General features: G+C 31.8%; 21 protein-coding genes. 6 read left to right on the top strand and 15 right to left on the bottom strand.

Going from position 1 to position 25801, the window contains the following annotated elements; all coding sequences use genetic code 11:
* Nucleotides 1-25 precede the first annotated feature (25 nt).
* Together addA and ACWCL1_RS04390 are read right to left on the bottom strand one after the other, a co-directional pair.
* Entirely contained in the window at nucleotides 26-4051 is a 4026-nt protein-coding gene (gene addA, locus ACWCL1_RS04395; RefSeq protein WP_454545703.1) for a helicase-exonuclease AddAB subunit AddA, read from the bottom strand.
* Between the two features lie 2 nt (nucleotides 4052-4053).
* A complete protein-coding gene (locus tag ACWCL1_RS04390; protein WP_454545702.1) occupies nucleotides 4054-7962 on the bottom strand; it encodes a PD-(D/E)XK nuclease family protein in 3909 nt (1302 codons plus the stop codon).
* Between the two features lie 142 nt (nucleotides 7963-8104).
* On the opposite strand from ACWCL1_RS04390, the gene ACWCL1_RS04385 reads away from it, so the two are divergent.
* Nucleotides 8105-8923, top strand: coding sequence for a pyruvate, water dikinase regulatory protein (locus ACWCL1_RS04385; RefSeq protein ID WP_454545701.1), 819 nt, complete (start codon nucleotides 8105-8107; stop codon nucleotides 8921-8923).
* Nucleotides 8924-8961: 38 nt separating this feature from the next.
* Here ACWCL1_RS04385 and ACWCL1_RS04380 read toward each other — a convergent pair whose 3' ends face one another.
* Complete coding sequence (locus tag ACWCL1_RS04380; RefSeq protein ID WP_454545700.1) at nucleotides 8962-9222, bottom strand: hypothetical protein; 261 nt, start codon at nucleotides 9220-9222, stop codon at nucleotides 8962-8964.
* Nucleotides 9212-11047 carry a translation elongation factor 4 gene (lepA, locus tag ACWCL1_RS04375; protein ID WP_454545699.1) on the bottom strand — a complete coding sequence of 612 codons (1836 nt, stop codon included), beginning with the start codon at nucleotides 11045-11047 and terminating at the stop codon, nucleotides 9212-9214. Before lepA ends, ACWCL1_RS04380 begins: the two co-directional genes overlap by 11 nt.
* 241 nt (nucleotides 11048-11288) lie before the next feature.
* Between lepA and ACWCL1_RS04370 the strand changes: the two genes are divergently transcribed.
* The 3 genes from ACWCL1_RS04370 to ACWCL1_RS04360 all read left to right on the top strand — a co-directional run bounded on the left by ACWCL1_RS04370 (nucleotide 11289) and on the right by ACWCL1_RS04360 (nucleotide 12496).
* Nucleotides 11289-11522: a hypothetical protein gene (locus tag ACWCL1_RS04370; protein WP_454545698.1), complete on the top strand. Its 234-nt coding sequence runs from the start codon at nucleotides 11289-11291 to the stop codon at nucleotides 11520-11522.
* Between the two features lie 296 nt (nucleotides 11523-11818).
* Nucleotides 11819-12001 carry a hypothetical protein gene (locus ACWCL1_RS04365; RefSeq protein WP_454545697.1) on the top strand — a complete coding sequence of 61 codons (183 nt, stop codon included), beginning with the start codon at nucleotides 11819-11821 and terminating at the stop codon, nucleotides 11999-12001.
* Between the two features lie 45 nt (nucleotides 12002-12046).
* Nucleotides 12047-12496, top strand: coding sequence for a restriction endonuclease subunit S (locus ACWCL1_RS04360; RefSeq protein ID WP_454545696.1), 450 nt, complete (start codon nucleotides 12047-12049; stop codon nucleotides 12494-12496).
* 42 nt (nucleotides 12497-12538) lie between these two features.
* On the opposite strand, the gene ACWCL1_RS04355 is transcribed toward ACWCL1_RS04360, so the two are convergent.
* From ACWCL1_RS04355 to dnaE, 4 genes are all read right to left on the bottom strand, one after another.
* On the bottom strand, nucleotides 12539-13000 hold the full coding sequence (locus ACWCL1_RS04355; RefSeq protein ID WP_454545695.1) for a hypothetical protein: 462 nt from the start codon (nucleotides 12998-13000) through the stop codon (nucleotides 12539-12541).
* Nucleotides 13001-13160: 160 nt separating this feature from the next.
* Nucleotides 13161-14921 (bottom strand): pyruvate kinase, encoded by a 1761-nt coding sequence (gene pyk, locus ACWCL1_RS04350; RefSeq protein WP_454545694.1) that lies wholly within the window; start codon nucleotides 14919-14921, stop codon nucleotides 13161-13163.
* A 20-nt stretch (nucleotides 14922-14941) separates the two neighbouring features.
* Nucleotides 14942-15904, bottom strand: a complete 963-nt coding sequence (pfkA, locus tag ACWCL1_RS04345) for a 6-phosphofructokinase (RefSeq protein WP_454545693.1) — start codon at nucleotides 15902-15904, stop codon at nucleotides 14942-14944.
* Nucleotides 15905-16020: 116 nt separating this feature from the next.
* Nucleotides 16021-19347, bottom strand: coding sequence for a DNA polymerase III subunit alpha (gene dnaE, locus ACWCL1_RS04340; RefSeq protein ID WP_454545692.1), 3327 nt, complete (start codon nucleotides 19345-19347; stop codon nucleotides 16021-16023).
* Nucleotides 19348-19472: 125 nt separating this feature from the next.
* Between dnaE and ACWCL1_RS04335 the strand changes: the two genes are divergently transcribed.
* Nucleotides 19473-19667, top strand: coding sequence for a YjzD family protein (locus ACWCL1_RS04335; protein WP_454545691.1), 195 nt, complete (start codon nucleotides 19473-19475; stop codon nucleotides 19665-19667).
* A 29-nt stretch (nucleotides 19668-19696) separates the two neighbouring features.
* On the opposite strand, the gene ACWCL1_RS04330 is transcribed toward ACWCL1_RS04335, so the two are convergent.
* The 3 genes from ACWCL1_RS04330 to ACWCL1_RS04320 form a co-directional block, all read right to left on the bottom strand.
* Nucleotides 19697-20083, bottom strand: coding sequence for a hypothetical protein (locus tag ACWCL1_RS04330; RefSeq protein WP_454545690.1), 387 nt, complete (start codon nucleotides 20081-20083; stop codon nucleotides 19697-19699).
* 78 nt (nucleotides 20084-20161) lie between these two features.
* Nucleotides 20162-20674 (bottom strand): hypothetical protein, encoded by a 513-nt coding sequence (locus tag ACWCL1_RS04325; RefSeq protein WP_454545689.1) that lies wholly within the window; start codon nucleotides 20672-20674, stop codon nucleotides 20162-20164.
* A 288-nt stretch (nucleotides 20675-20962) separates the two neighbouring features.
* Complete coding sequence (locus ACWCL1_RS04320) at nucleotides 20963-21313, bottom strand: hypothetical protein (protein WP_454545688.1); 351 nt, start codon at nucleotides 21311-21313, stop codon at nucleotides 20963-20965.
* 351 nt (nucleotides 21314-21664) lie between these two features.
* Between ACWCL1_RS04320 and mscL the strand changes: the two genes are divergently transcribed.
* Nucleotides 21665-22099 carry a large-conductance mechanosensitive channel protein MscL gene (mscL, locus tag ACWCL1_RS04315; RefSeq protein WP_454545687.1) on the top strand — a complete coding sequence of 145 codons (435 nt, stop codon included), beginning with the start codon at nucleotides 21665-21667 and terminating at the stop codon, nucleotides 22097-22099.
* 791 nt (nucleotides 22100-22890) lie between these two features.
* Here the strand turns inward: mscL and ACWCL1_RS04310 are convergent.
* The 4 genes from ACWCL1_RS04310 to ACWCL1_RS04295 form a co-directional block, all read right to left on the bottom strand.
* A complete protein-coding gene (locus ACWCL1_RS04310) occupies nucleotides 22891-23088 on the bottom strand; it encodes a LysM peptidoglycan-binding domain-containing protein (RefSeq protein WP_454545686.1) in 198 nt (65 codons plus the stop codon).
* Nucleotides 23070-23210: an SH3 domain-containing protein gene (locus tag ACWCL1_RS04305; RefSeq protein ID WP_454545685.1), complete on the bottom strand. Its 141-nt coding sequence runs from the start codon at nucleotides 23208-23210 to the stop codon at nucleotides 23070-23072. The genes ACWCL1_RS04310 and ACWCL1_RS04305 overlap by 19 nt, the downstream gene beginning before the upstream one ends.
* 1727 nt (nucleotides 23211-24937) lie before the next feature.
* Nucleotides 24938-25183: a hypothetical protein gene (locus tag ACWCL1_RS04300; RefSeq protein ID WP_454545684.1), complete on the bottom strand. Its 246-nt coding sequence runs from the start codon at nucleotides 25181-25183 to the stop codon at nucleotides 24938-24940.
* Between the two features lie 42 nt (nucleotides 25184-25225).
* Nucleotides 25226-25654: a hypothetical protein gene (locus ACWCL1_RS04295; protein WP_454545683.1), complete on the bottom strand. Its 429-nt coding sequence runs from the start codon at nucleotides 25652-25654 to the stop codon at nucleotides 25226-25228.
* Between the last annotated feature and the right edge of the window lie 147 nt (nucleotides 25655-25801).

Here is a 25801-nt window from a genome sequence, read left to right as displayed (position 1 = left end):
TGCAATTTTATTTTAATTATTAAAGTTAAACTTCAATTAGTTGCTGATGCATCACAGAATATAAATAACAATGTGCAATTTGCTTACCAGTAATACTTTCTAAAGCAAGTGCATAAAGACTTAGTTGTCCATAATAATCTTTCTTGATTTGTGCTAATGAAGTATGATCTGTTTTATAGTCAAATAAATAAATTTCGCCTGTCTGTTCATCTTCAAAATATCCATCGATAATTCCGTGAATTAAAACCTTTTTATCCGTGTTAAAAGTTAAGTCATCCATCAAAATATTGGCTGGTAATAATAAAGAAAATGGCACTTCACGCTTAACAGATTGATTATTGGCTAGCATCTTTTGTCCTAAATTTGTTTGGTACAATGCAGCAATACCATCTATATTTACTTTAGCTGCAACTTCTGGCGTTATCGATCCTTCTGTTACTAAAACTGAAAGTAAGTTTTCAATTGTTGCAGAAGTAATTGGTGGTATTAAACTAAGCCTTTGGAACAATAGATGCGTTGCTGATCCCACTTGTGCCGGTGATGCTTTAATTTCAGTGGTTACAAATTTTGGTTTGCCAAAAGCATGCACCACAGTTTCAGTTTTATTTTTATCTGAAAGTGTTAAATTTACTTGATCTCCATTAAATGATTCTGTCCTTAATTGCGACATTAAATCATTATCGGGATCTTCAAATAATCGCTTAATATCAGTAACAGCTTGATATGCTGGTTCAAATGTCAAATCAAAATGCGGATATTTAAAATCTAAAATTTGCCTTGCATCAGCGTTCAATGGTTGAACAACATCGTGTTGTAAAATTTGCTCATCTTCATCAACTGACTGTTGTTCTTTTTCGCGAATAAAGCCTATTGCATCACTTGACCATAAATCAACTTTGAAGTTTAACTGGTTTTCTTGAATTTTCGATAAACTATGATGCGTTCTAAAATACTTATTCGTATCACTATATGCTTGCTTTAAAGGCTCTGCTTTAATTTGATTATCATCTAATTGAAAGACCGTCGTTTCATCAACTAAATTAGTTTTTCTTCCAATTGCTTGACCAATCCAATCCATATAGTTACTTTTATCAATTCGCTTATTTTCTGCAATTACAAGTTCAGTATCTTGATTAGCTGCACTCCACGTTTGCGCCCATTGATCGATCGTCGCATATGATCCAACTAAATAAATTTGTTGTTCTGCTCGCGTTAATGCAACGTATAACTTTCTCATTTCTTCTGCAAGTGCTTTACGTTTAAGTTGATCTTTAATCGCTAACCGAATTGGTGTATTTTCTTGGACTTCAACTGCATCATCTTCTCTAATTTCGATGTTATAATCCCGCTTCAATGTCACTTTAGAAGATTCAACAATATCAATTCCAATACCTAACTGATCATCAAGCACATATTTCTTATTAATATCTTGTAGATTAAACTTTTTACTTAAATCAGTTACAAATACTACTGGAAATTCCAAGCCTTTACTTTTATGAATAGTCATAAATTTAACTGCATCATTATTAACCTGCAACTTCATTTCAGGAAGATCTTTTTGTTGCTTATCCATTCTTTCAATAAAACGAATAAATTGAAAAAGTCCTTTAAAACTTGTTTTTTCATAAGCTGTTGCCCGCTCATATAAAGCATGAAGATTTGCCTGACGTTGCGATCCTCCTGGCATACCACCAACAAAATCTAAAAAGCCTGTTGTTGTATAAATATTCCAAATAAGAGTTGCTAATTCACTTCTTTTAGCTTGTACCCTAAATGTAGTTAAATCATCTGTGAAACGGTTAATTTTTTCATACAATTGTGCTTGCTTAATTTCATCATATGGTTTTAAAGCAGCTTTGTTATTTGCATATTTTCCTTGATAATCTGTTAGTGCACTAAAGAAATCTCCATCTGGATGATTTACCCGTAAATATGCTAATTGATTCTCATCAAAACAATACATTGGTGAACGCAGTACAGCCACCAAAGGAATGTCTTGGTGTGGATTATCAATAACCTTTAAATATGAAACCATGATTTGAATTTCAGTTGTCTTAAAGTAATTATTCGTTTCATCCACATCGGTAGGAATTCCAAGTCGTTTAAATTCATCATTTACTAATAAACTATCTTGATGAGATGATGATAAAATTGCAATATCGGAATATTGTAATAACCGTTTTCGTCCTTGATCACGATCAAAAATTTCAACCTTATCCGCCATCATTTGATGAATTTTATTTGCAATCATTACAAATTGTCCTTGCGTTTTTTCATCTAATTGAAAAACATTTTCCACATCTGCTTGTTGTTTTGACAAATAAATCATCATGGTAGCTGGAACGTCATTTAATTTAAGGGTTTCATCCTTATAAGCGGGATTTTCTGCCTTTAAAAAGGCCGCATCATCATAATTAATTTCACCTAAATCTTCATCCATAATTTGCATAAAGATCAAGTTAGTTAAATCGGCAATATTTTTAATTGATCTAAAGTTTTCTTGCAAAACAATTAATTCACCATTAGTAACGTCATTTGAACGCTCACTAGATTTAAATCCTTGGTATTTTTTCATAAACAAATTAGGATCTGCTTGACGGAAACGATAAATAGACTGTTTCACATCCCCTACCATAAAAATATTGTGATTAGCAATCGCTTGAACGATCGCTTCTTGCACGCCATTTGTATCTTGATATTCATCCAGCATAATTTCAGAATAATGCAATCTAAGTTCTTCACGAATTTTTTGTTGAATTGGCGTTTTGCCTTGAAGGATTTTCAATGTAAGATGTTCAAGGTCACTAAATTCTAACGCATGCCGTCTTAGTTTTTCATCTAAGTATGCTGTTCGAAATTTTTTAACTAAGTCAACAATTAGTTCTACGACTCCATATGCATGCCGTAAAATTTCTTTTAGTTGTTTATCAGAATACATCAAGTAACTATTTCGTAAATCTTTTAATTCTTTATTGGCATCATTACGCTTAATTTTATTATGATTAATTTGTTCAACATACTCATCCTCAGCTGGGAAATCCTGCTTCTTAGTATATCTTTTAAACGTAAACTTTAGCTCATTAATTTGATTACGCATTTCATCCCATGAAATTTTATTATCTTCAATTTTGGCAATAATATTTTTAATTTGAGTTATATTTTTTACAATTTCTGCTTGGTCTGCATCAATTTTTTCATTTAATTTGTTAATTTCTTTTTCTGTTTGATTATAAAATTCCCGCATCAAAGGAACTTGAAATGCCTCAAATTCACTCCAATATGAACTTAAATTGTCATTAATATCCTGAAGTAAGTTAACAATATTTGGCTTAATAACTTCCCAGATAGAAGTTTGCGTAAATGTTTCCGTTTCAAACAGATAATTATCAGCTGCACTTTGAAGCCATTTATCCGGATTTTCATTTGCACTTGCAAAATCATTTAATTGATAGACTACTTCAGTTAATGCATCATCTCGCCGATCGCCTGTAAATAATTGAAGTAAGTCATTATATTTAGTTAATAATTCCTCTTCTTGAATCGTGCGTTCTTCTTTGTTAGTTAGATCCTCATAATTTTGGTAGAAACGTTCCCTAACATTTTCCCAAACATCTTCACGTAAAACATCTCGTTCAGATTCATCGGCAAGAACACGAAAATTAGGGTCAAGATTAATTGCATAATAATATTTTTTTAAGAAACGTAAGCAAAATGCATCAATCGTACTAATATCGGCAATATTTACAGCTGTAAGTTGTTTTTGAAGATGCTCAATTAAATGTGGATTTTTTTGCAATTTAAGTTGCGTATCCAATTCTTTTTGCAAAATATTAGTCAAACGTTCCTTCATTTCTTTAGCTGCAGCATTTGTAAATGTCATGATTAACATTCGAGAAATATTAGCATTTTCATTAATAATTTCGTCTTTGATCCGTTCAACTAATACTTTAGTTTTTCCCGATCCAGCAGAAGCTGAAACTAAAATATCATGTCCACGATTAACAACTGCTTTTAACTGGTTGGAAGTTGCATAATCTTTAAAATCCGCCATTTTTATTTCGCTCCTTCACTTTTATCATCATTATTTTCAGGATCAACTTTTGCTTTAATTTGATTCCACAATTTACTTTCTTCATAAATTTCATCCCAAATTTGCTCTTCTGAATAATGCGTTAAATCATTTAAATCACGATACTGATTTCCGATTAAAGTATCAAATGTCATTATTGGCAAATAGTCTGAATAATCTAATCCAGATAAATTATTGAGTTTATAAGGTGCTAAATCAATTACGCCTGCAAAGATATCATTTGTTGCTTGACTAATTTTATATAGATCCATATTTAGCAAATCATTAAATTGCTTAATGTCATATACTTTCTTTTGACTTCGCTTATCTAATTTACCACTCTTCAATAATCCAAGATTATAATTATTTAAGTCAATTTCTTTTTGTGAATTTTGATAGATTGAGCCTAAGGCCTTGATATAATCTAAACCTTCTTCTCCGCCTCTAAAAATCCCATCATAAATAAACTTTCGATCTGAGAATTCATTTGATTTATTTACAGTATTGACCTTTTGGTAATCAATTTGTTTGTATGCAGGTGTTCCTAAATGGAAGTAAACTGCACTTCCTAATGATAATTTTTTATTACTATCATCTAACTGCTTCTTTAATGCTTGATTACTATCAAGTAACGTTAAAAGTTGGTGTTGATTATCCCGTAAAACTGCTAAGTAAGTTAATAATTGCAATGAAATTCCACTTAATGATTTAATTAAAAATTTATCCAATTTAGCACTAATTGGACCTGATTTATAATCTGCAACATTGTAGTATAATTGCTTATTTTCATCTTCAACTAAATCAATTCGATCTAATCTTCCTTGCAATTTCATTTGCGGATGAATAGTTTCACCAACATCAATTGCATAAAATCTTTTTCCACGCAAGACTGCATCATTTCCAAAGCCAAATGTAGCTTCTGATTTTAATGAAAAGACTTTTCGATGATGATGTTGGCGATAAATGGCACGAGATACTTTGCGCGTTGATTTTTTCAGTCTTCCTTGTAAATAACGATTCCGTGCATTTTGCGCAAATACTTTAAATTCAGGAAGTAAATCTGTCGTTTGTAAAACCTTACTTAAAATTTGATCAAACTCAGCTGAACTCATCTCAGATAATGTTTGTCCATTTTGTTGTAATTCATCAATAATCCCTGCCATTACTTCATGGAAATAATCTCCAACATTTGCACTTGTAGGTTCATATAATGAACGTGGTTTTAGTTTTAAACCATACTTCAAGAAGTATTCATATGGATTTTTATAATATGTTTCTAACCGTGAAATCGAACCAAAAATTTCTTGACCATAAAGTTGATCAACTAAAACTTTATCTAGTTGTTTGTGACCATCTTCACTGACTTCTTGTTGCGGTAAAACTTCATTTTGATATGACAAACTTGAAAAAACTTGTGCTATTCTTTCTGGATCTTTTTCTGTGAGATACTGATAAATTGCTTGCCACTGTGGAGAAAGTTCTTCATGATTTCGCTTTAATTCACGACATACATTTAAAAGTTCACTTGCAGTAGTGACATAATTTCCAACGTAATTAATAATTTCAGGTCCATAATTTGGTGCAATTATTCCTAATTTAGTAACTGGTAAATTTAGTGCATCACAAATTGATGATACATATGGTGAAATTTTCAAGTCTGTCCCATCAGTATCATTAATTGGATATACGAAATATAATTTTTCACTTGCACTTAAAAATGCAAGATAATTTGTAAACGGTTCGGCTGCCATCTTTAATTCACAAGTTTCTGGCAAATACTTGTCATCACTAATTTTTACTTTATCAGCAACACTATTAATCATGTCACGATCATCTTCTGAAAGTAGCTTTGAGGAATCTAGTTTCATTGGCATGACATCATCTGTAGCTCCAATAATAAAAGTAATTTTTCGATTAAGCATTTGTAAAACACTTGTTTTTGAAAAAATAACTTGATCTAGAGTTGATGGCACTCTTTTATACTTTGCACTTTCAAATCCACTTTGAAAAATATTTACAAACATTTCACGATCAAATGATTCATCACCTAATGCAAGTACGTATTCATCTAGTAACTGACAAAATCCATCCCATACTTGTTGTGAACGCGTTGGATCAGTAGCACTTCCATGTAAAGTAACTTCTTTTTCTTGAGCATATTCTTGTTGAATATTTACCGCTGCTTGTTGCCAGCGTTGCAAACATTCAGCTACATGGGCTTTTTCCATAAAGTTAAAAAGAACAATTGCAAAATCACGTCCACTTTTAACTTGTTTAAATTCATGATCAAAACTATCAAATAAATCTAGAACTTGCCGTCTTAACTCGTTTGCATTGCGATTGATTACTAATTCACGCTCGCGTTGAAGTAACTGCGCTTGGCTTTCATTAGGTTTAAGTGGTAGTTTTGAAACAATCCATTCTTCTTCCCATTGCTTTTTTGTTTGAATTCCATTTGCAAGAATATAATTTTCAACAACATCTAATGTATTTCGAAATGTTGCTGTTTGTCGCATTTTAATTTCAGTTGCATCTTTATCAATTTGAATGTCACTTTGCTTTTGTTTCATTCGTTCCAAGGTCTTTCCCGTAATAATTTGAAGCGGAACAAATAGTTCTGTTTTTAAAAAGCGCATCATTGACTGGTAGTTAAACCCATATTTTTGAATATCAAATACCGCTAAAATAAACTCAACTAAAGGATGCGAAACCATCGTTTGGGTTAAATCTGTAAATACTGGAATTTTAAATTGATCGAAAATAGGTTCCAACATATTTTGATACTTATCAGTATCAGGTGTTAAAATCAGAAAATCACTATACTGGTAAGGATGATCCGTTTGTTCACTTTCAGCAATTAGTCGTCTAATTTGACCTGCAACCCACTTTAATTCACTAATACGATCAATCGTTTGAGTAACTTTAATATCATTTTTTTCTTCTGGTGTTAACTCATGATCATTCATGATTGCGGAAATTTTATGTGAATCGATCCAGTATTGTTCAAATTTTTGTAGACTTGAATTTACCCGATTATCTGTAGCCCACCGTAATTGTACTTTCTGAGGTTTTGCTGCTGTTATTAATTGACGATATAGTTTGGCAGTTTGATAAAAAATTTCATTAGTTCGAGGCATTTTTTTAGAAGCTTCATCGTCTAAATATAAACTAATGGAAACATCGTGTGCATTTTGCATTAATGCAGAAATAATTTTTAATTCTCGTGCATTAAATTCTTGAAAACCATTAATAATGAAATATACATTACTTAAATCGCATTTATTTAATGTTTCTTCTAATAATTCTAATAACTTCGCTGAATCTAAATATACATCGAGAATATTTTGTTCATCAATTTTATAATTTAAAAATTCGCGATAAATTGTTGCTAAGTCACTTAGTTTATCAGCTAAATTGGCTTGGTGTCGCTTTGAAGCAGCTTCCTTCAATTTTTCTAAATCTTCTGGTTCAAAGTTACTTAGTCTTAATTCTAATAACTGCTTAGCTAATTTTTGTGCAAATCCAGGTTGATTTTGTTCATTACTAAAAATCACTAAATCTTGTGCATTTAATTTGTTCAATAAATGCGCAATAATCATTGTTAACCCCGTTTCACTTAAACTTTGCCGATTTAAAACTGTTGAATCTCTTAAAAAATACCATGCTAATCGAGTAAAGGAAAGTACTTGAACATTAGTAGTTGCAAAAAAATTAGTTTGTTGTTCATCTTGTAATTTTTTTAATACACTTACTTCCGATTCAAATTTAATATGTTCAGGAACTAAGTAAAAAAAGTTACCATTGGGATTTTCACTTTGCCACTGCTTTAATTGATCAAGTGATGCTTTTTCATGATCAGCAGATACTTTTCCTAAAATAAATTGAACACCCATAAACTTACCCTCTCTGCCGAATTTAATACTTGAATTATACCACATTGCCGAACTTTAGCTGAATGATTAACTAGACATCTTTATTAAAATTCCTTTATAATATAACTATATTAAAGCGCTTTATTTTAAGGAGGAAATGGTTATGACCGAACAAAAAGTTGTTAACATTTATGTAATTTCAGATTCAATTGGAGCAACTGCCATGAGCTTAGTACAAGCCGTAACAGTTCAATTCCCACATACAAAGTTTAACGTCAAGCGCTTCCCATTTATTACAACTTCTTCAATTTTACAAGGGGTATTAAATACTGCGATTCGCGATGATGCTTTTATTATCCATACATTTATTACAAAGGACTTAACAGATTTAACAAATCAATTTTGTGAAGAACATCACTTACGTCACTATGATGGGATTGGAAACTTACTTAGTGAGTTAGCTGATACTACAAATGAAACTCCTTTACGTAAACCTGGGATTAATCACGAAACTGATAAAGATTATTTCAAACGCATTGAAGCCATTGAATTTGCGGTCACATATGATGATGGTAAAGATCCTGCTGGTTTCTTAAAAGCTGATATTGTTCTTTTAGGAGTTTCGCGTACTTCTAAAACGCCATTATCACTTTACTTAGCTAATTTAGGATATAAAGTTGCTAACCTTCCGTTAGTACCTCATGCTAAAATTCCAGATGAAATTTATCAAGTGGATAAAAATAAGATTTTTGGTTTAACTAATGATCCTCAAATTTTAAATGATATTCGCAAAGAACGCATGATTGCTTATGGATTAAATCCTGATACTCAATATTCTGATATTAGTAATATTGAAAGCGAATTGGATACTGCTAATAAACTTTACCGAAAATTGGGATGCTTAGTAATTAACGTTGCACATAAATCAATTGAAGAAACTGCGACTTTAATCTTAGAAAGTTTACCTAGTGAAGAAGATTAAAAGCAAACTAAAAAGGCTGCATTTTGCAGCCTTTTTGTTTAGATGATTTTTTGAAACAAGTAAATTAATGGAAACCCTGCTAAAAATTCAATAACAAGAATGACTGTAAGAATCCGTTGCATTTGAATCCAGTATATTTTACTATGTCTAACTTTAAATAAACCATATCCAATATAACAAAGCATGGCACCTGCAAATATCAAAAAAATGACTTCATGTTGCAAACATAAAATGATTTGAATAACCACTGCAATTCCAATACCAATTTTGGCATTAGTAATTTTCTCTTTATTTTCCATCTTTTTCATCATCCGTCTTTAATACTGCCATGAAGGCTTGTTGTGGAACTTCAACCTTTCCAATCGCCTTCATCCGCTTTTTACCACGTTTTTGCTTATCTAACAATTTTGCGCGCCGATCAGGATCACCCGTATGAATACGTGCAGTAACATCTTTTCGATAAGCCTTAATAGTAGCTCTTGCAATGATTTTTGCACCAATTGCAGCTTGAATTGGAACTTCAAAGTTTTGTCGTGGAATGATTTTCTTTAATTTTTCAACAATTACGCGTGCACGCTTATCTGCAAATTCACGGTGTGAAATGAAACTTAAAGCATCAATCTTGTCACCATTTAATAAGATATCAATTTTAACTAAATCACTTGGTTGTTCTTCATCAACTTCATAATCAAGAGAAGCATAACCCCGTGTACTTGATTTTAATTTGTCAAAGAAATCAAAAATAATTTCTGATAATGGCATCTTATAAATTACATTGACCCGTGATTCATCTAAATAATCCATGGTTACGAATTGTCCCCGTTTATGTTGGCATAGTTCCATAACTGCTCCAACATAATCATTAGGTACCATTACTTCCGCACGTACAAATGGTTCATAAACTTGTTTAATACTTGAAGTTTCTGGCATTTCAGATGGATTAGTTACCCTTTGGCGAGTTCCATCAGTTAGTTCCACATCATAAGTTACAGATGGTGCAGTTGTAATTAAATCCATATTAAATTCACGTTCTAAACGTTCTTGAATTACATCCATGTGAAGTAATCCTAAAAATCCACATCGAAAACCAAAACCTAATGCTTGAGATGTTTCTGGTTCAAATTCCAATGCAGCATCATTTAACTTCAATTTTTCTAATGCTTCACGTAAATCATCATACTTAGCATTATCAGTTGGATATAATCCAGAATAAACCATTGGATTCATTTCCCGATATCCTTCAAGTGGTTCATCAGTAGGATTATCCGCATTAGTTACGGTATCCCCTACACGCGTATCTTGAATATCTTTTATGGATGCAGTTAAGTAACCAACATCTCCAGCCATTAAGTAGTCACGCTTGATTGGTTTAGGCGAGTTCACTCCAACTTCAGTCACTTCGTATTCAGCACCACTATTCATTAAGCGAATTTTATCACCAGGTTTAACGGTGCCTTCTTTTACTCGAATACTTAATACAACTCCGCGATAGTCATCATAAACTGAATCAAAAATCAAAGCTTTAAGTGGAGCTTCAATGTCACCATCTGGAGCTGGAATATCATGAACAATTTTTTCTAAAACTTCATCTACTCCCAATCCTGTTTTAGCTGATGTCAGAGCGGCTTCAGATGCATCTAAGCCGATTACATCTTCAATTTCTTGTTTAACTCTTTCCGGTTCAGCAGATGGTAAATCAATTTTATTGATTACAGGAACAATTTCCAAATCATCATCTAAAGCAAGATAAACATTTGCGAGAGTTTGTGCTTCAATTCCTTGAGCAGCATCAACTACTAAAACCGCCCCTTCACACGCTGCAAGTGAACGTGATACTTCATATGAAAAGTCTACGTGACCGGGAGTATCAATTAAGTGGAAAATATAAGTTTCTCCATCTTTAGCTTTATAATGTAACTCCACCGCATTCAATTTAATTGTAATGCCACGTTCACGTTCCAAATCCATTGAATCTAGTAATTGATCCTGCATTTCCCGTTTAGAAACAGTATCGGTCATTTCAAGAATTCGGTCAGCTAATGTAGATTTACCGTGGTCAATATGCGCAACAATTGAGAAGTTACGAATGCGACTTTGGCGTTTTTTCATTTCTTCCAAATTCATTTAATTTGCCTACTTTCGTTCAATAATGTCTACTTTCTATTATAGCAACAATCTTGCGTTATTAAAATGCTTTTTAAAAATCCAACTAAAGTTATAAAGATTTCATAAAGCGTTATTTGATATGGTTGATAACCAATGTGCTACCATATATTTAAGGAGTAATGTAACCTAATATATTTATTTTGTTCATATCACTTAATTTATTTTAAAATCAACTCACATCTGAAAGGGAGTAATACTTATGAAGTTCAGTGATCTTAATTCCGAAGAACAAAAGATTTTTATTGAAGTTGCCAAAGCCAAAGTTTATGATGAAGTTTTTATGCAAAATGGCGAAAATTATTTTCCTCTCGTTGCTAAAGGATTATTAAAAGAAATTCCCAATGCAGATTTTTTAGCTGCTTCTGTTATCCTTACTGAAGAAGGTAAAAAAATGCGCGACCAATTAATTAAGGAGAAAAAAATTGATATTTAATCTAATAACACCTTAACTCTCTTGTTTGAAGTTAAGGTGTTTTTTAACATTTACTTTTCTCCTCTATAAATCCAAGCGAAAATCATCAATTTGTTTACTTAAAATATCCTAGTTAAGTTCCTAATTTAGGAATTTTTAAATGACTTACACACTCTCCTGGAAGCAAAGAAAATTAGGGGAAATGTTCTAAAGTAAATGGCCGTATAGGCTTTAGAGGATATACCACAAAGGATATTATTTCTAAAGAAAATGGTGGAATACTTACATTTAGCCCAACAAATATTATAAATAATTCATTGGAAGTAAATGGGTCTAACATATATATCACCAAAGAAAAATATGAAGAGTCACCAGAAATCAAAGTAGATAATGATGATATTTTATTTGTTAAAACTGGATCTACACTGGGGAAAAGTGCTTTAGTATCAGGACTTATAGAGCCGGCAACTATTAATCCTCAAATTGTAATTATTCGTTAAAAAAAGTTGGGGTACAATTTTTATCTGTTCAGCTCATAACAGATTATGTTCAAAAACAAACAACAGCGGCAAAAAATTGGTGGAGCGGTTCCGACCTTAACAGAAAGTGAGATTAAAAAATTTAAATTTCATATCCCAATTGATTTGGATGAAGTTAGAAAAATTGGTCAATTTTTCTCCAAGTTTGATTCACTCATCGCTTTATATGAGCAAAAAGTTAAGCTATTAACTCAGATAAAAAAATATTTTTTAGATAATTTATTTGCAGAAAAAGATTATCCTAACTTAAGATTTAAGGGATTCACTGATGCATTGGAACAGCGTAAGTTAGAAAAATTATTTAGCGAACGAAAAGAAAGATCAACCAAAGGAAATTTATCATCTGTTACTTTAACAAAAGGTGTAATAAAGACTACTGATTTAGATAAAAAAATAAATTCTAATATTATTACTGGAAATTATAAAGTTGTTAAGAAGAATGATTATACATCTTAAATGTAAGCATTATAATAAATAAATTTAGTTTAATCTAATATTTCACATCACTTCTTCAGCTGCTTTTTCAAACTTCCCAAAATCTCTTGCATCACCTACATAAGTTGGATTAATTACAAGTGGTTGCGGATTATTTTTTAGGTAAATTCGAATTAAGCATGCCTTTACATTGAGTGGGATGTCTTTTAAATTATCATTGCTATCATTTTTTACTTGAATTCTTTGAATTTGATTGAGTTTAATTGTTAAGTGTTTAAACGAATGGTTATAGAAAAGTTTCCCCTGATTAATTTTAAGATATGGCTGGTTAATTTTGACAAGGTATGGCAGACAATAAGTGATCCAAAAAATCCCTAATAATAAAATTAGCAATGCAAATCCGCCTGAATCAGCTGCAATACTTACTACTCCTAAAACAATTAAAAAAATTGCTGCTACTACATAAGTTATTACTTTAACTTTACTTATTCTAATTTGAACTTTAATATCTTTATTTCTTTTCAACTGATTCATCCCCTTATTTACCCTTTAACTATATTTTAACAAAAAAGGTTGATGATTACGTTTTCTAAAAAATGATTACCAGAAACTTTGACAGTAAAAAAAGACCACACAATGTGTGGTCTTACTTCGCGACTGTATCGTCAATGATTTGAATTAAATATTAAAGTGTGTTTGAAGCACCACGGTAGATTGCACCACGACGACCATCAACTGTGATTGTTTCACCATCTTTAATAACGCTTGTTGCGTTTTCAGCAGATACTACTACTGGAATGTTCATTGAAATTCCAACAACTGCTGCGTGTGATGTTAAGCCACCATTTTCAACAACTAATGCTGAAGCTTTTTCGATTGCTGGTAAGTAGTCTTTATCAGTTGTCTTTGTAACTAATACGCAACCTTCTTCTGCTTTTTTGTTAGCTTCTTCTGCTGATGTAGCAACTACGGCTTTGCCGATAACTGTTTCTTCACCAACACCTTGACCTTTAACTAATGCTGAACCAACTAATTGGATCTTCATGATATTTGTTGTACCTTTTTCGCCAACAGGAACACCAGCAACGATTAAGATCAAGTCGCCTTCTTTAGCAAAACCAGCCTTCTTAGCTTCACGTGTAGCTAATTCAAACATTTCGTCTGTTGAAGCAGGTTTTTCAGCAATAACTGGTTGTACACCCCAGTTGATTGTTAAACCACCACGTGTCTTTTCATCAAATGTAACTGCTAAGATGTCTGCATCTGGACGATACTTAGAAATCATGCGAGCTGTGTAGCCTGATTCTGTAGCAGCAACAATTGTCTTGATGTTCAAGTTATTAGCAGCTTCTGCAGCAGCTTGACCAATAGCTTCTGTCACATCTGTCTTGTCAAATGCATTAATTGAGAAGTTTTTGTATTGACGTAATGCATTTTCTGCTTTGATGTCGATACGTGCCATTGTAGCAACAGCTTCTACAGGGTATTCACCGTTTGCTGATTCACCTGAAAGCATTGTTGCATCTGTACCATCAAATACAGCGTTAGCAACGTCTGATGCTTCAGCACGTGTAGGACGTGGGTTTTCTTCCATTGAGTCAAGCATTTGTGTAGCTGTAATAACTGGCTTACCAGCAGCGTTACACTTCTTGATTAATGATTTTTGTACCAAAGGAACATTTTCAGGTGGAATTTCAACACCCATGTCACCACGAGCGATCATTAAACCATCTGAAACCTTCAAGATCTCATCAAAGTTGTCAATACCTTCTTGTGATTCAATCTTAGGGAAGATTTGAACATGTTCTGCATGCTTTTCTTCAAGTAATTCACGAATATCTAAAATATCTTGTGGTTTACGTACGAATGATGCAGCAATGAAGTTAATACCTTGGTCTAAACCAAAACGAATGTCGTCTGAGTCTTTTTCTGTAATACCAGGTAAGTTGATTGATACACCAGGAGCGTTAACACCTTTACGTGAACCTAATACACCTTCGTTTAATACTTTACATACTAATTCATGATTAGCGTCATCTTTTTCTTCGATTTGCATGTCAATTAAACCATCATCGAATAATACATGACCACCTACGTGAACATCATCGTAAAGACCTGGGTATGTAACCGCGATCTTATCTTTTGTACCTTCAATTGAATCGTCCATTGAAATACGTACTTCATCACCGATGTTAAATGTAATTTTACCATCTTTTTGAACTGTTGTACGGATTTCAGCACCCTTTGTATCAAGTAAACGACCAACTTTTTTACCTGTAGCTTTTTCAGCTTCAGCAACTAAGTTCATCCGTGATTTGTGTTCTTCGTGATCACCATGTGAGAAGTTGAAACGAAATACGTTAGCACCAGCTTCGATTAACTTTGTAATTGTTTCTAAATCGTTACTTGCTGGTCCAAGTGTACTAACAATCTTTGTTTTTTTCATGAGTTAATTCTCCTTCTGAATTAAAATCTTAAACGATCATTTAAATCAAGCAATGAGACATCTGTCTTATGCTTATGATTTTCTAATGTATCAATGATATCTGTGGCAACTAACTTGTTGTCATGAATACCAATAGCTAATCCGCCTTTACCTTCAAGCAATAAGCGTACAGCATAATCGCCTAAACGACTTGCCAATACACGGTCTTTAGCAGTTGGCACACCTCCACGTTGAACGTGAGCTAATGTAACTGCACGACTATCAAAGTCACCGTATTGGTCTAATTGTTCTTTAAATTCTGCAGCAGACATTACACCTTCTGCAATTACAATTAAGGCATGATCTTTTCCATTTTCACGATTTTGTTTGATCTTATCAGCAATTGCTTTAACATCATAATCGCGTTCTGGAATTACAATTGCGTCTGCACCAGCAGCAATTCCAGCCCATAATGCAATATCACCTGCGCCACGACCCATAACTTCAACAACAAATGTACGTTGATGTGAAGTTGCTGTATCGTTGATCCGATCAAGGGCTTCGGTTGCAACATTTACTGCCGTGTCAAAACCAATTGTAAAGTCTGTTCCTGGAATATCATTATCGATTGTTCCTGGGACACCAATTGAGTTAAAGCCATGCTTTGTAAGTTTTTCAGCACCGTGATATGAACCATCACCACCAATAACTACTAAAGCGTCGATTCCGAACTTTTTAAGTTGTTCAATTCCCTTCAATTGAACTTCTTCTTCTGCAAATTCAGGGAAACGTGCAGAATAAAGCATTGTACCACCACGGTTGATGATCCCGTCAAGTTCTTTTGAATTTAATTCAAAAATATTACCTTCAACTAAACCTTTAAAGCCGTAGTTGATACCATAAGCTTCGAGACCAGCGCTCATCGCAGAACGAGCAATGGCACGAACAGCAGCGTTCATTCCTTGTGCATCGCCACCACTAGTAAGAATACCAATGCGTTTCACTTTTTTCACCTCAAGTAATAAATCTGTAAATTGTTATACATTCTCCGTTTTCTAGTGTATCACACTTTTTGCCGGATTTCTCTTTAAATTTCCGATTTTTAACAATTAATTTTTTGCTATCGCAAAACAACATTCGATTCGCCTAAAAAATTGTTTAGTTTTACAACGGTTGCATGGCTATTATTTAACCAAAATCTTGGTTGCATTACAATCTTTCTCTGGGTCGCATTTTCGTAAACAATCACTGGAATTTCACCATGATTTTCTTGCATAATTTGCAATAGTTGGCGTTTATGAGCCTCATCTAATTTTTCAATTCGTAAATAATAGCACTGTTGATTCATTTGACTTGCAAGTTGAATTTGATTAGCAATTAAATTTAATTGCTCATTGCGCTCTTCAATTTTACCTGTTACAAAAATTACTTCGCCACTGTGTAAAAGTCCTCCAAACTGAGCAAATTGTTGCGGAAAAAACGTTAATTCAATTTTACCAGTCGCATCACTTGCACTTACAAATGCCATTTGGGTCTGCTTTTTCGTACGAATAATTTTAACGTGCGTAATGTAAAGTAGCATTTTAACAAAGGTATCCTTTTTTACTTGATTAACACTTTGAGTTTGATTAATCTCCGCTAAGCAATGGTATTGATCAACAGGATGTCCTGAAATGTAAGTTCCTAAATATTCTGCTTCTTTTTCAAGTAATTCACTTTGACTTAAATTAATGCTACTTTGCTCTTTTTTAGGCATCAATTGCTTTAATAATTCAATATTACCGCCACTCAATTTAATACTTTCCAATAAACTTGGCATCTGACTTAACATTTGATTACGATTTTTATTCAAATCATCAAATGCTCCTGAATAAATTAGCGGTTCAAGTGATTCTTCTGTTAAAAACTTATTATCAATTCGTTGAATAAAATCAGTTAAACTCCGATAATATCCATTTTCATTGCGGTTTGTCAGAATTTCTTTAATAAAATCTATCCGTAACTTACGAATACTTCTAAAGCCAAAATAAATTTCATGATTTTTTAAAATAAAATACAACTGACTTTGATTAATATTTGGTAAATGAACCTTAACACCTTTTTGGCGTGCTTCAGTCACATAATCGCGAGTCTTTTCGGCTGAACCAACGACTGAATTTAACAAGGCTGCGTAAAACGCTGCAGGATAATGACACTTAATGTATGCTAATTCAAATGCCAATTTAGAGTATGCAACTGAATGAGAACGATTAAAGCCATAGTTTCCAAAACGATCAATAAATTCATATACTGCAGCTGCATCTTGAGCTGAATACCCTTTTTTGATTGCTCCTTGGATAAATTGATCGCGCATTTTATCAATAACAGCTTGTTTCTTTTTACTCATTGCGCGTCGTAATAAATCAGCTTGTCCTAAAGTAAAGCCTCCCATTTCTGAAGCAACTTGCATTACTTGTTCTTGATAAACAATAATACCATAAGTATTTTTTAAAATTGATCTTAAATGTTCATTAGGATAACTTACTTGCTTTTGCCCATTTTTACGTGTAATAAATTCGTCAATATTTTGAATTGGACCTGGTCTAAATAAGGCATTAGTAGAAACAATATCTTCAAAATTTTGAGGCTTTAACTGTTGCAATACATTTTTAATTCCACTTGATTCAAATTGAAAAATTCCTGCCGTATCAGCAGTTCTGAATAAATTAAGCGTTTTAGGATCATTCAATGAAATTTGGCGAATATCAAAGTTAGCATCATAATCCCGCTTAATAAATTGCAGTGCATTTTCTAAAATTGTTAAGTTTCGCAATCCAAGAAAATCAATCTTTAATAATCCAACTTCTTCAACTTGATCCTTTGCAAACTGCGTTAAGTAGATCCCTTCACTTCCCATTTGCAAAGGAACATAGTCGCGTAAATCATGATCACTTAAAATTATTCCAGCCGCATGAGTACTATACTGACGTGGTAATCCCTCTAACGCTAAAGCAGTTTTAAAAATTAATGCATTTTTTTGGCTATCAGCTACCATGTTTCTTAGTTGTTGAGATTGTTGATAAGCTTCCTTTAATGTCACATTATGCAAGCGTGGCATTGCCTTTGACCATGCCGAAATTTCATAACTATTTTGTCCCATTACCCGACTAACATCTCGAATTACTTGACGTGCACTTAAATGAGAATAAGTAATAATTTGTGCCATGTGATCTTGCCCATATCTTTCATGCACATATTTAATAATTTCATCTCTTTTTTGATCAGGAATATCCAAATCAATGTCTGGCATTTGAGCACGCTCTTCATTCAAGAAACGTTCAAAAAGTAATCCATATTCAATGGGATCAACATCCGTAATAAAAAGAGTATACGAAACTAATGACCCAGCGGCTGATCCTCGTCCCGGTCCTACTAAAATATCATGTTCATGTGAAAAGTGAGTTACATCCCACACAATTAAAAAGTAGTCATCAAAGCCCATCCGATGAATAACTTCCAATTCGTGATTTAATCTTTGCTGATATTTTGCTAGATCCACTTCTTTATTTTGCAAGCGTTGTGTTAATCCGCGTTGACATAGTTTTTTTAAATACTCTTGGGAAGTTTGACCATTAGGAGTTGAAAAATGAGGTAACTGTGTTTTAGGGAAATCGAGTTGAATATTAATTTGTGCAATCATTTGTACCGCTTCATCCCATGCATCCATTAATCCTGCTTCATCAAACTTTTGTTTTAATTCTACTGGCGATTTTAAATATAAATTTCCTTGTGCAGGTGAATTTAACTGTTGTGCTTCTAACTTTTGGTTAGTTGCAATTGCACGTAAAACTTCAACGTTAAACGCTTGATTAGCAGTCAGATATTTTACAGGTTGATTAGCAACTAGTTTTACATGAAATTGATTTTCCATTTGACGCAAACTGTAAACTAAATCATCATTCATTTGCAAATTAGCTCCTAAAAAAACATTTTCCTTTGAAAATACTTTTAAAATTTCATTTAAGGCTTGACTTGCAGATTCATATTGATGTTTTTTTAAGTTTAAAGTTATCTTTGATTGTTCTGGAATAATTACAGTCAAATCACTTGCATATGATTGAATTTGATTTAATAAAATTGGACCCATTCCGGCCTCATATCCTTCAACTGACATTTTTGCTGAAGAAATTTTCATTAAATTTTGATAGCCTCGTTTATTTTTAGCAAATAAAATAAGGCTATCCTCATCTTCTGTAGCCGCATTAAGTTGCAATGTTAATCCAATTAAAGGCTTAATTTGATATTTTTGGCATGCATGATAAAAATCAAGAACACCATACATTACATTAATATCAGTTAAGGCTAATGCTTGATATCCTAATTTTTTACCTATCTTAACGTAATCTTCAATTTTCAATGTACTTTGTAATAAACTTAAACTACTGATTACTTGAAGTGGACTAAACATTACAACTTTCCTTTCATAAATTATGTTTATCTTAATTATACCAAACCCACAGAAATTCTATTGAATATAAATTTGAAAAAATTGTAAAACTATACTAGACTTACATATAAAGAGGTGTTGTTAACATGTTAAAACAACTTGCAATTCTCTTTTGGTGCTTTATTTATGGTGAAGTATTTGGCTACATCGTCTCAGCTTTAAATGGTGCACCATTTAACTGGGTATTTTGTGGTGTTTACCCAATGATTGTTGGTTGGGTGTTAATTAATATTATTTCTTTATTCTTAAAAGCACCTAAGAAAACTGGAGAAAAAAAATAAAGGCTGCAATTTTTTGCAACCTTTATTTTTTAATCAATACTTTCTAAGTACACTGAATCCGGAACAATTTCAGCTGAATGAGATGGATCAACTTGATCACACAACTTAATTGTGGCAATTACCGCACGTTTTACAATATCATCATTGTTATCATAGTTATTAAAATTTTTGTATTTAGTTAAGTATTGATCCAATTCATCCAATTGATCAATTTGTGATTTAGCACTTTGAGCATCGTCTTCTTTAATTTCTCTTTGAATTTCTGCTCTTACATTTTCTAATAAAGAATACATATTTTTTAAATATTCTTGAGTATTGTATTGAGTGTGATTATTATCTGTATCACTCATATTAAATGTTAACTTATTTACATTTTCGCTTTCTAAAATACGATTAATCATTTCATCATTTGTCATTTTGATCGACTCCTCTATAGTTCCTTACATTTCCATTGTAGATTGAGTGTCATCAAAATTCAATTATATAGACTACAATCATTTATTTTTTGTTTTAAATCGTGCAATCATTTCTAAATTATTAACTCCATTATCAATTAAATTTTTAACTTCCGTAATATCTTGCTGTAACTGTTTCATATTCTTTTCGCGGTGTGGTTGCAGTTCAAATTTAACTGTATCTTTTACTAAATTTACAAATGAATTTCTAAGATTACGTGCTAAATCACGACGATAACGTTTCATTATCTTATTAATATATGGTTGCAAATACTCTGTAAATTCTTTTCCCCATCCATTTGATTTATCGACTGGTGAAATTTGATATGCGGTAATAATTTTACACTCATTTATATCAACTACAGCTACACATTGCCCTTTACGAAATAATTTTTGATTACTATTATTAACATCATCAAATTCCTGAGCTTCTGTCATAAATCTTCGTGCCCACTTAGTTGCATCACTATTAGCAACGTTAAAGCGCTCATTTAATCTCTTTTTAGCATGTGCTGTAACATCAAATTTTGCAGCATTTATTTTCCCAACCATAAGTACTTCTCCTTTGTTATCAATAATAAGTTTATTATATATGCTGCATTGAATTTAATAGATAAAAAGTTGTGACTAAATAAAGTCACAACTTTTTATCTATTAATGTTCTTTTTTATATTTTAGAACATTAAGAAGAACACTAGGTACTGTAATTACATTATTACTTGATTTAGTTTTACCTCCCAAAATATTATCCCAACTCTTATTAATATCAACAGTACCCTCATCAAAATTTATATCTTTCCATGTGAGAGGAGAGCCTGTATCTCTCCTAATTGCATCCTGTTAATATTCCATTCCAGTTAAAATAAAGATATAACTGTTAGAAGTTAATTTATTTGCTTTGTAATGTTGGAGAAGATAGTCAATTACTTTCTTAATTTCTTGTATACTCAAATACTCAACATCTAGCTTACCATCATCATTGTAAACAATATTAATATCCTTTGTAAAATCAGTTTCAATCAAGCCATCTAACTTGGCGCTTTTAACACATTCTCTGATATTAAAATTAATCTTACTTACAGTATCTTTTACATGATTTTTACCGTACCAATTAATAAAAGTTTGATATTGTCTGCGTGTAACTTCGCTTAACTTAGTTTTCTTGAAAAAGGATTTAATGGTTTTAATCACTACACTATAATATCACTTAGTATTCGCTAACAATGTTGGCTCTTTATAGGTTTCGTACCAATCAACAAAATAACACTTAAAGCAGAATTAGAGTTATTATTCCCATTTCCCTTGTACCATTCTATATAGTGTTCAGCATCTAAATATGTTCTAAAACCACTTTATAGTGTATTTTATATTTTCCAGTTATTGCATCTTTATAACTTATTCTGACAACATAGGATTTTTCCTGTTTGACAATAGCCATACTATAAACCTCCTATAAGATTCATTGTATCAAAATATTATGTACAAGCCTATATGTCTTATGATAATATTTTTGATGTATCAAATTATGGAGAGGAAGATTTTATGATCAAGGAATTTAAAGAATTTATTTCTCGTGGAAATGTAATGGACTTAGCTGTTGGGGTCATTGTAGGTTCTGCATTTACTGCTATTGTTAAATCTTTAGTTTCAAATATTATTAACCCATTAATTGGACTTTTCGTTGGACAAATTGATTTTTCATCAATTATTTTTTCTGTTGGTTCTGCACATTTCCGTGTCGGTTCATTTATTAATTCAGTAATTAACTTCTTAATTATTTCATTTGTAATTTTCCTTATGGTTAAATTCGTTAATAAATTTACTAGAAATAAAGCAGAAGAAGATGCAAAGGAAGAAAAAGAACTTTCTGAAGAAGCTGAGTATCTAAAAGAAATTGTTGAATTGCTTAAAGAAGAAAAAAGAATTCAACCTACTTCAAAAGCTGAAACTAAAAAATCAACGATTAAATCAGAATAACATTATTTTAACTTTGAGGGTAACAAACCCTCTTTTTTATTAAAAAAACTCCCACCTTTATAGTGAGAGTAAAAAGTAAGTAATTAATTTGTTAAATATTTTATCGCTATGTGTTAAATATAGAACACCTGTCATTTACAATCAATAAAAAAATCCATATATCTTAATTTAAATAAAATACATGAACTTCTCTATTTGGAATAGGGTTTTATAAGAAATTTTCTTATATCTTAGTTATATATAACGTATTAAAAATATCAAAAAAAGCTCTACATACTGTAGAGCTTACATAGAGTAAAATAACTTAATTTGTTGGAATAATTTTGATGCAGATAATATGATACCAGATTTATAATTCACAATCAATAAAAAATCCATGTATCTTAATTTAAATAAAATACATGGACTAATTAATGGAATAGGGTTATTTATAATGAATTTTATGTAAGTTAATTATACCTAAAATAATAAAAAACGTAAATAAAAAAACCCTACGTACTGTAGAGCTTTAAGTAAAAGGTATAATTAAAATTTAGGGACCTATAATAGAACTACCTTAGTTGTCATTCACAGTCAATAAAAAAATCTATATACAATAATACTTAATACAAAATACATAAGTAAATTTGGAAAATAGGTCCATGAAAAACTTGTCTGTATTTTATTATATATAAATGTCAATAAACGTAAATAAAAAAGCCCTGTACCCGTCATTAAAGGTGCAAGACTTTGACTGTGAAGAATTATTATTAATTAGTGAAAGTAGCATGAGTGGTTTTAAAAACCACAAATTAATAGTATAATGTTTGACCTGCATATACAATGTTATAATTAGAAATGCTATTTTTCTTTGCTAAGTAACTTGTACTTACACCTAATTTAATAGCAATATCACTTAGTGTATCGCCACTTTTAACAGTGTATGTTCTAGTGTTTGAGTATGCTTGACGTGTACCATATTCTTCTCCACCTAACCTGCACAAACACAACGATAATTACCGCTATAACTCATATATCTTAACCATACATAATTTCCACGGATATAAACATGGTCGTAAACAAGGCTTTCTCCTGCACTATAAGCATCTACAACACTAGCACTTGTCCCCACTAGGTGCTGTACGGATATTTAAAGTAATGTTAGCGGTAAATGTATCATTTTATGCGTAATCTTCATTATTATTTGTCTCTTCCTTAGCTTGTTCAACCTGGAATTTCTGTCTTTGCTTAATTATCGTTATTATATCCATTATGAGTAATACCTGTTAAGTCAATATCATAATCAAGTGGGACAGTACAATCTCCATTATCCGAGAACTGCCACATACACACTCCATTATCACTAGGGAAGTATTCCATAGGAGCAAGATAAATACCATTCTTGTAAGGATAACTTGCTATCCAAAAGCCATTAGGATAGATAGCAATAAATCTTATTCATATCAAAGTGAGCATGAGCATAACCTTGATATGAATAGAATACTGGAGTATATCCTGCGTCTTTTACCGTTTTCATCGCTTGTAAGACAGCATTAGTATTACCAATTAATATCATTTCCATACCCTACTTCATAATCAAGAGCTATAATTGCCCCCTTAGGAGTAGCATTCTTTATCGTTGGTTGAAAAGCTAAAAATGCTTAAAATGTAAATATATGACGCTTTAGGGGTATATATGGAAATGAAAGTAATTTGAAGTGATAAAAAAAACGACTAGTTAATAGTCGCATAGAAGAAAGAGAAACTAAATGTATAAATATCAGTTATCGTTGTATAATTATAGTTTATTTTTTGGGCTTTGTAAAGCATGAAAAAGCCACTATCATTGGCAAGTCTATATAATATAATATAATACTAATAATAAACTTAGAGAATTGTTTACTCAAGGTTTATAACGATTTGAAATTAATTTTGAATATTAAAGATTACTTAACTAAAACATTAATTCGTTTTCCCTTGTAATGGAATGTATAGGGAAACGTATATATTTCTAAAACCTCTCCATTATCATCAAGAACTGGATTAACATCATCAATAACAATTCTTAAAGAATATTCTAAGTACTTCTAGTAGAAACTGTATACTCAAAACTAATTTTATGCCTTTTAATGTATTCCAACTGTGCACTAGTCTTATTTTTGTAAAACTGAACCATACCTCTCCCAATCTCAATTATAAAAAATTAAAAAAAATAAAGGTGTCTAAAATTTATTTAACAACGCTCCTAATAATGAACTCATATTGTTGTATGTATTTAATTGTTTTTGAGCTTTATGCACGTCTGTTAGTTTAACGATTAATTTAATTGTTTCGTTTGTACCGTCCTTCATGGTTACATAAATAGCAATGTGTCCTAACATTTGTTTTTATTGATAATTAATTTCTGAATACTACTATCAAACATATACCCTTTATAGTTATACGGAATTATTACGCTTACTCTTATTGTAACTCTTGATAACCTTATTTCTATTCTCTACATATTCACTTAAACTTAGCATTTCTCAACACTCCCAGATTTTAAATTCTGCCTTTATAACGCTTAAAACTTAATTTCGATTATCCCGTCTACCATTTGTTCTTCTCCGTCAATCACTACAGCCATTTTACTTTTACTGGACTTTACTTCCAATACTCCTTGTCGTTTTAACTTAATAATAAGGTAGTCTACTCTATCCTTACCTAGATTAACCATTTTACCAAGTTCTCAACTGCTAGATACACCACATATACCCTTATTATTGTCTTGTTCATTTGAGGTGCAGATAGCCTAACTCCTTGCCTTTACCATCAATCGCATAAATTCAAAATTCATAGTTCATTCCTCCAATTCTTTAATTAACAGTCCAGCTTAGCTTTTAAACGTTCTATATCCGTCAAGACTGCTTGCTTATTTGTGCTATTGTTATTGCAATTCAGCATACCAAGATGGCAGATTTTCCACGAATATTGCGTGATTACCCCTGTTACTATAGTTACACCCTTGCTCCTCATGCTCTCTTCAACCATTTCAGGCGTTGTTAGCCCTTGTTTAAGCCAGTTCTTAGTCATAACTCTAGCATAAGCATTAATATTGGCAATCATGCTCCCTTTAGCTTTCCGTTCTTTTGCTTTTTTAGAGCATAGTTAAATAGGGCTTGACTTGTTATCATCTCCCACTTGACTATTACCACTATTATCATTTTCAACAACTGCCTTATTTTTAACAGTTGTTTTAGTTCGAGTATAGTTGTTTTGATACGTTGGTTTGATTAAACGATATGCTAAGTATGATACGCCATTAATTTGGATATTAATTCCTTTTCGATATTGCTTAACTTCAATCGTTTCTTTCTTCTTTAGGGAAGTTACTAAACGAGATACACGATTTCCGCTTAAATTTGATAACACTGCCAAATGGTCGTTAGAAGCAAAGCATACCTTCTCGGCATTGTCATTATCTGCCATTGCTATAATTGTCAATAGGGTTAGAACCTCACTGACTGATAGGTCATTATCTAATACTGAACTGAAAAAACTTACGGGTACTTTAAAAAATTTGTCTGTATTTGTCATCTTAATTTCCTCCAGATACTTGACAACTCCTTAAAGGAACCTTACAACAAACATGTATAATTAATGGTTGCTTTGATGACTTTTTTACCTGTAAACCTTAGGAGTTATCAAAGTTTTTTATTTTATTCAGTTAAATACAAACAAAAA

Source organism: Ligilactobacillus sp. LYQ135, from assembly GCF_053711055.1.
The sequence above is the reverse complement of the archived record's forward strand: the minus strand, read 5'-3'. Positions and strand labels throughout refer to the sequence as shown.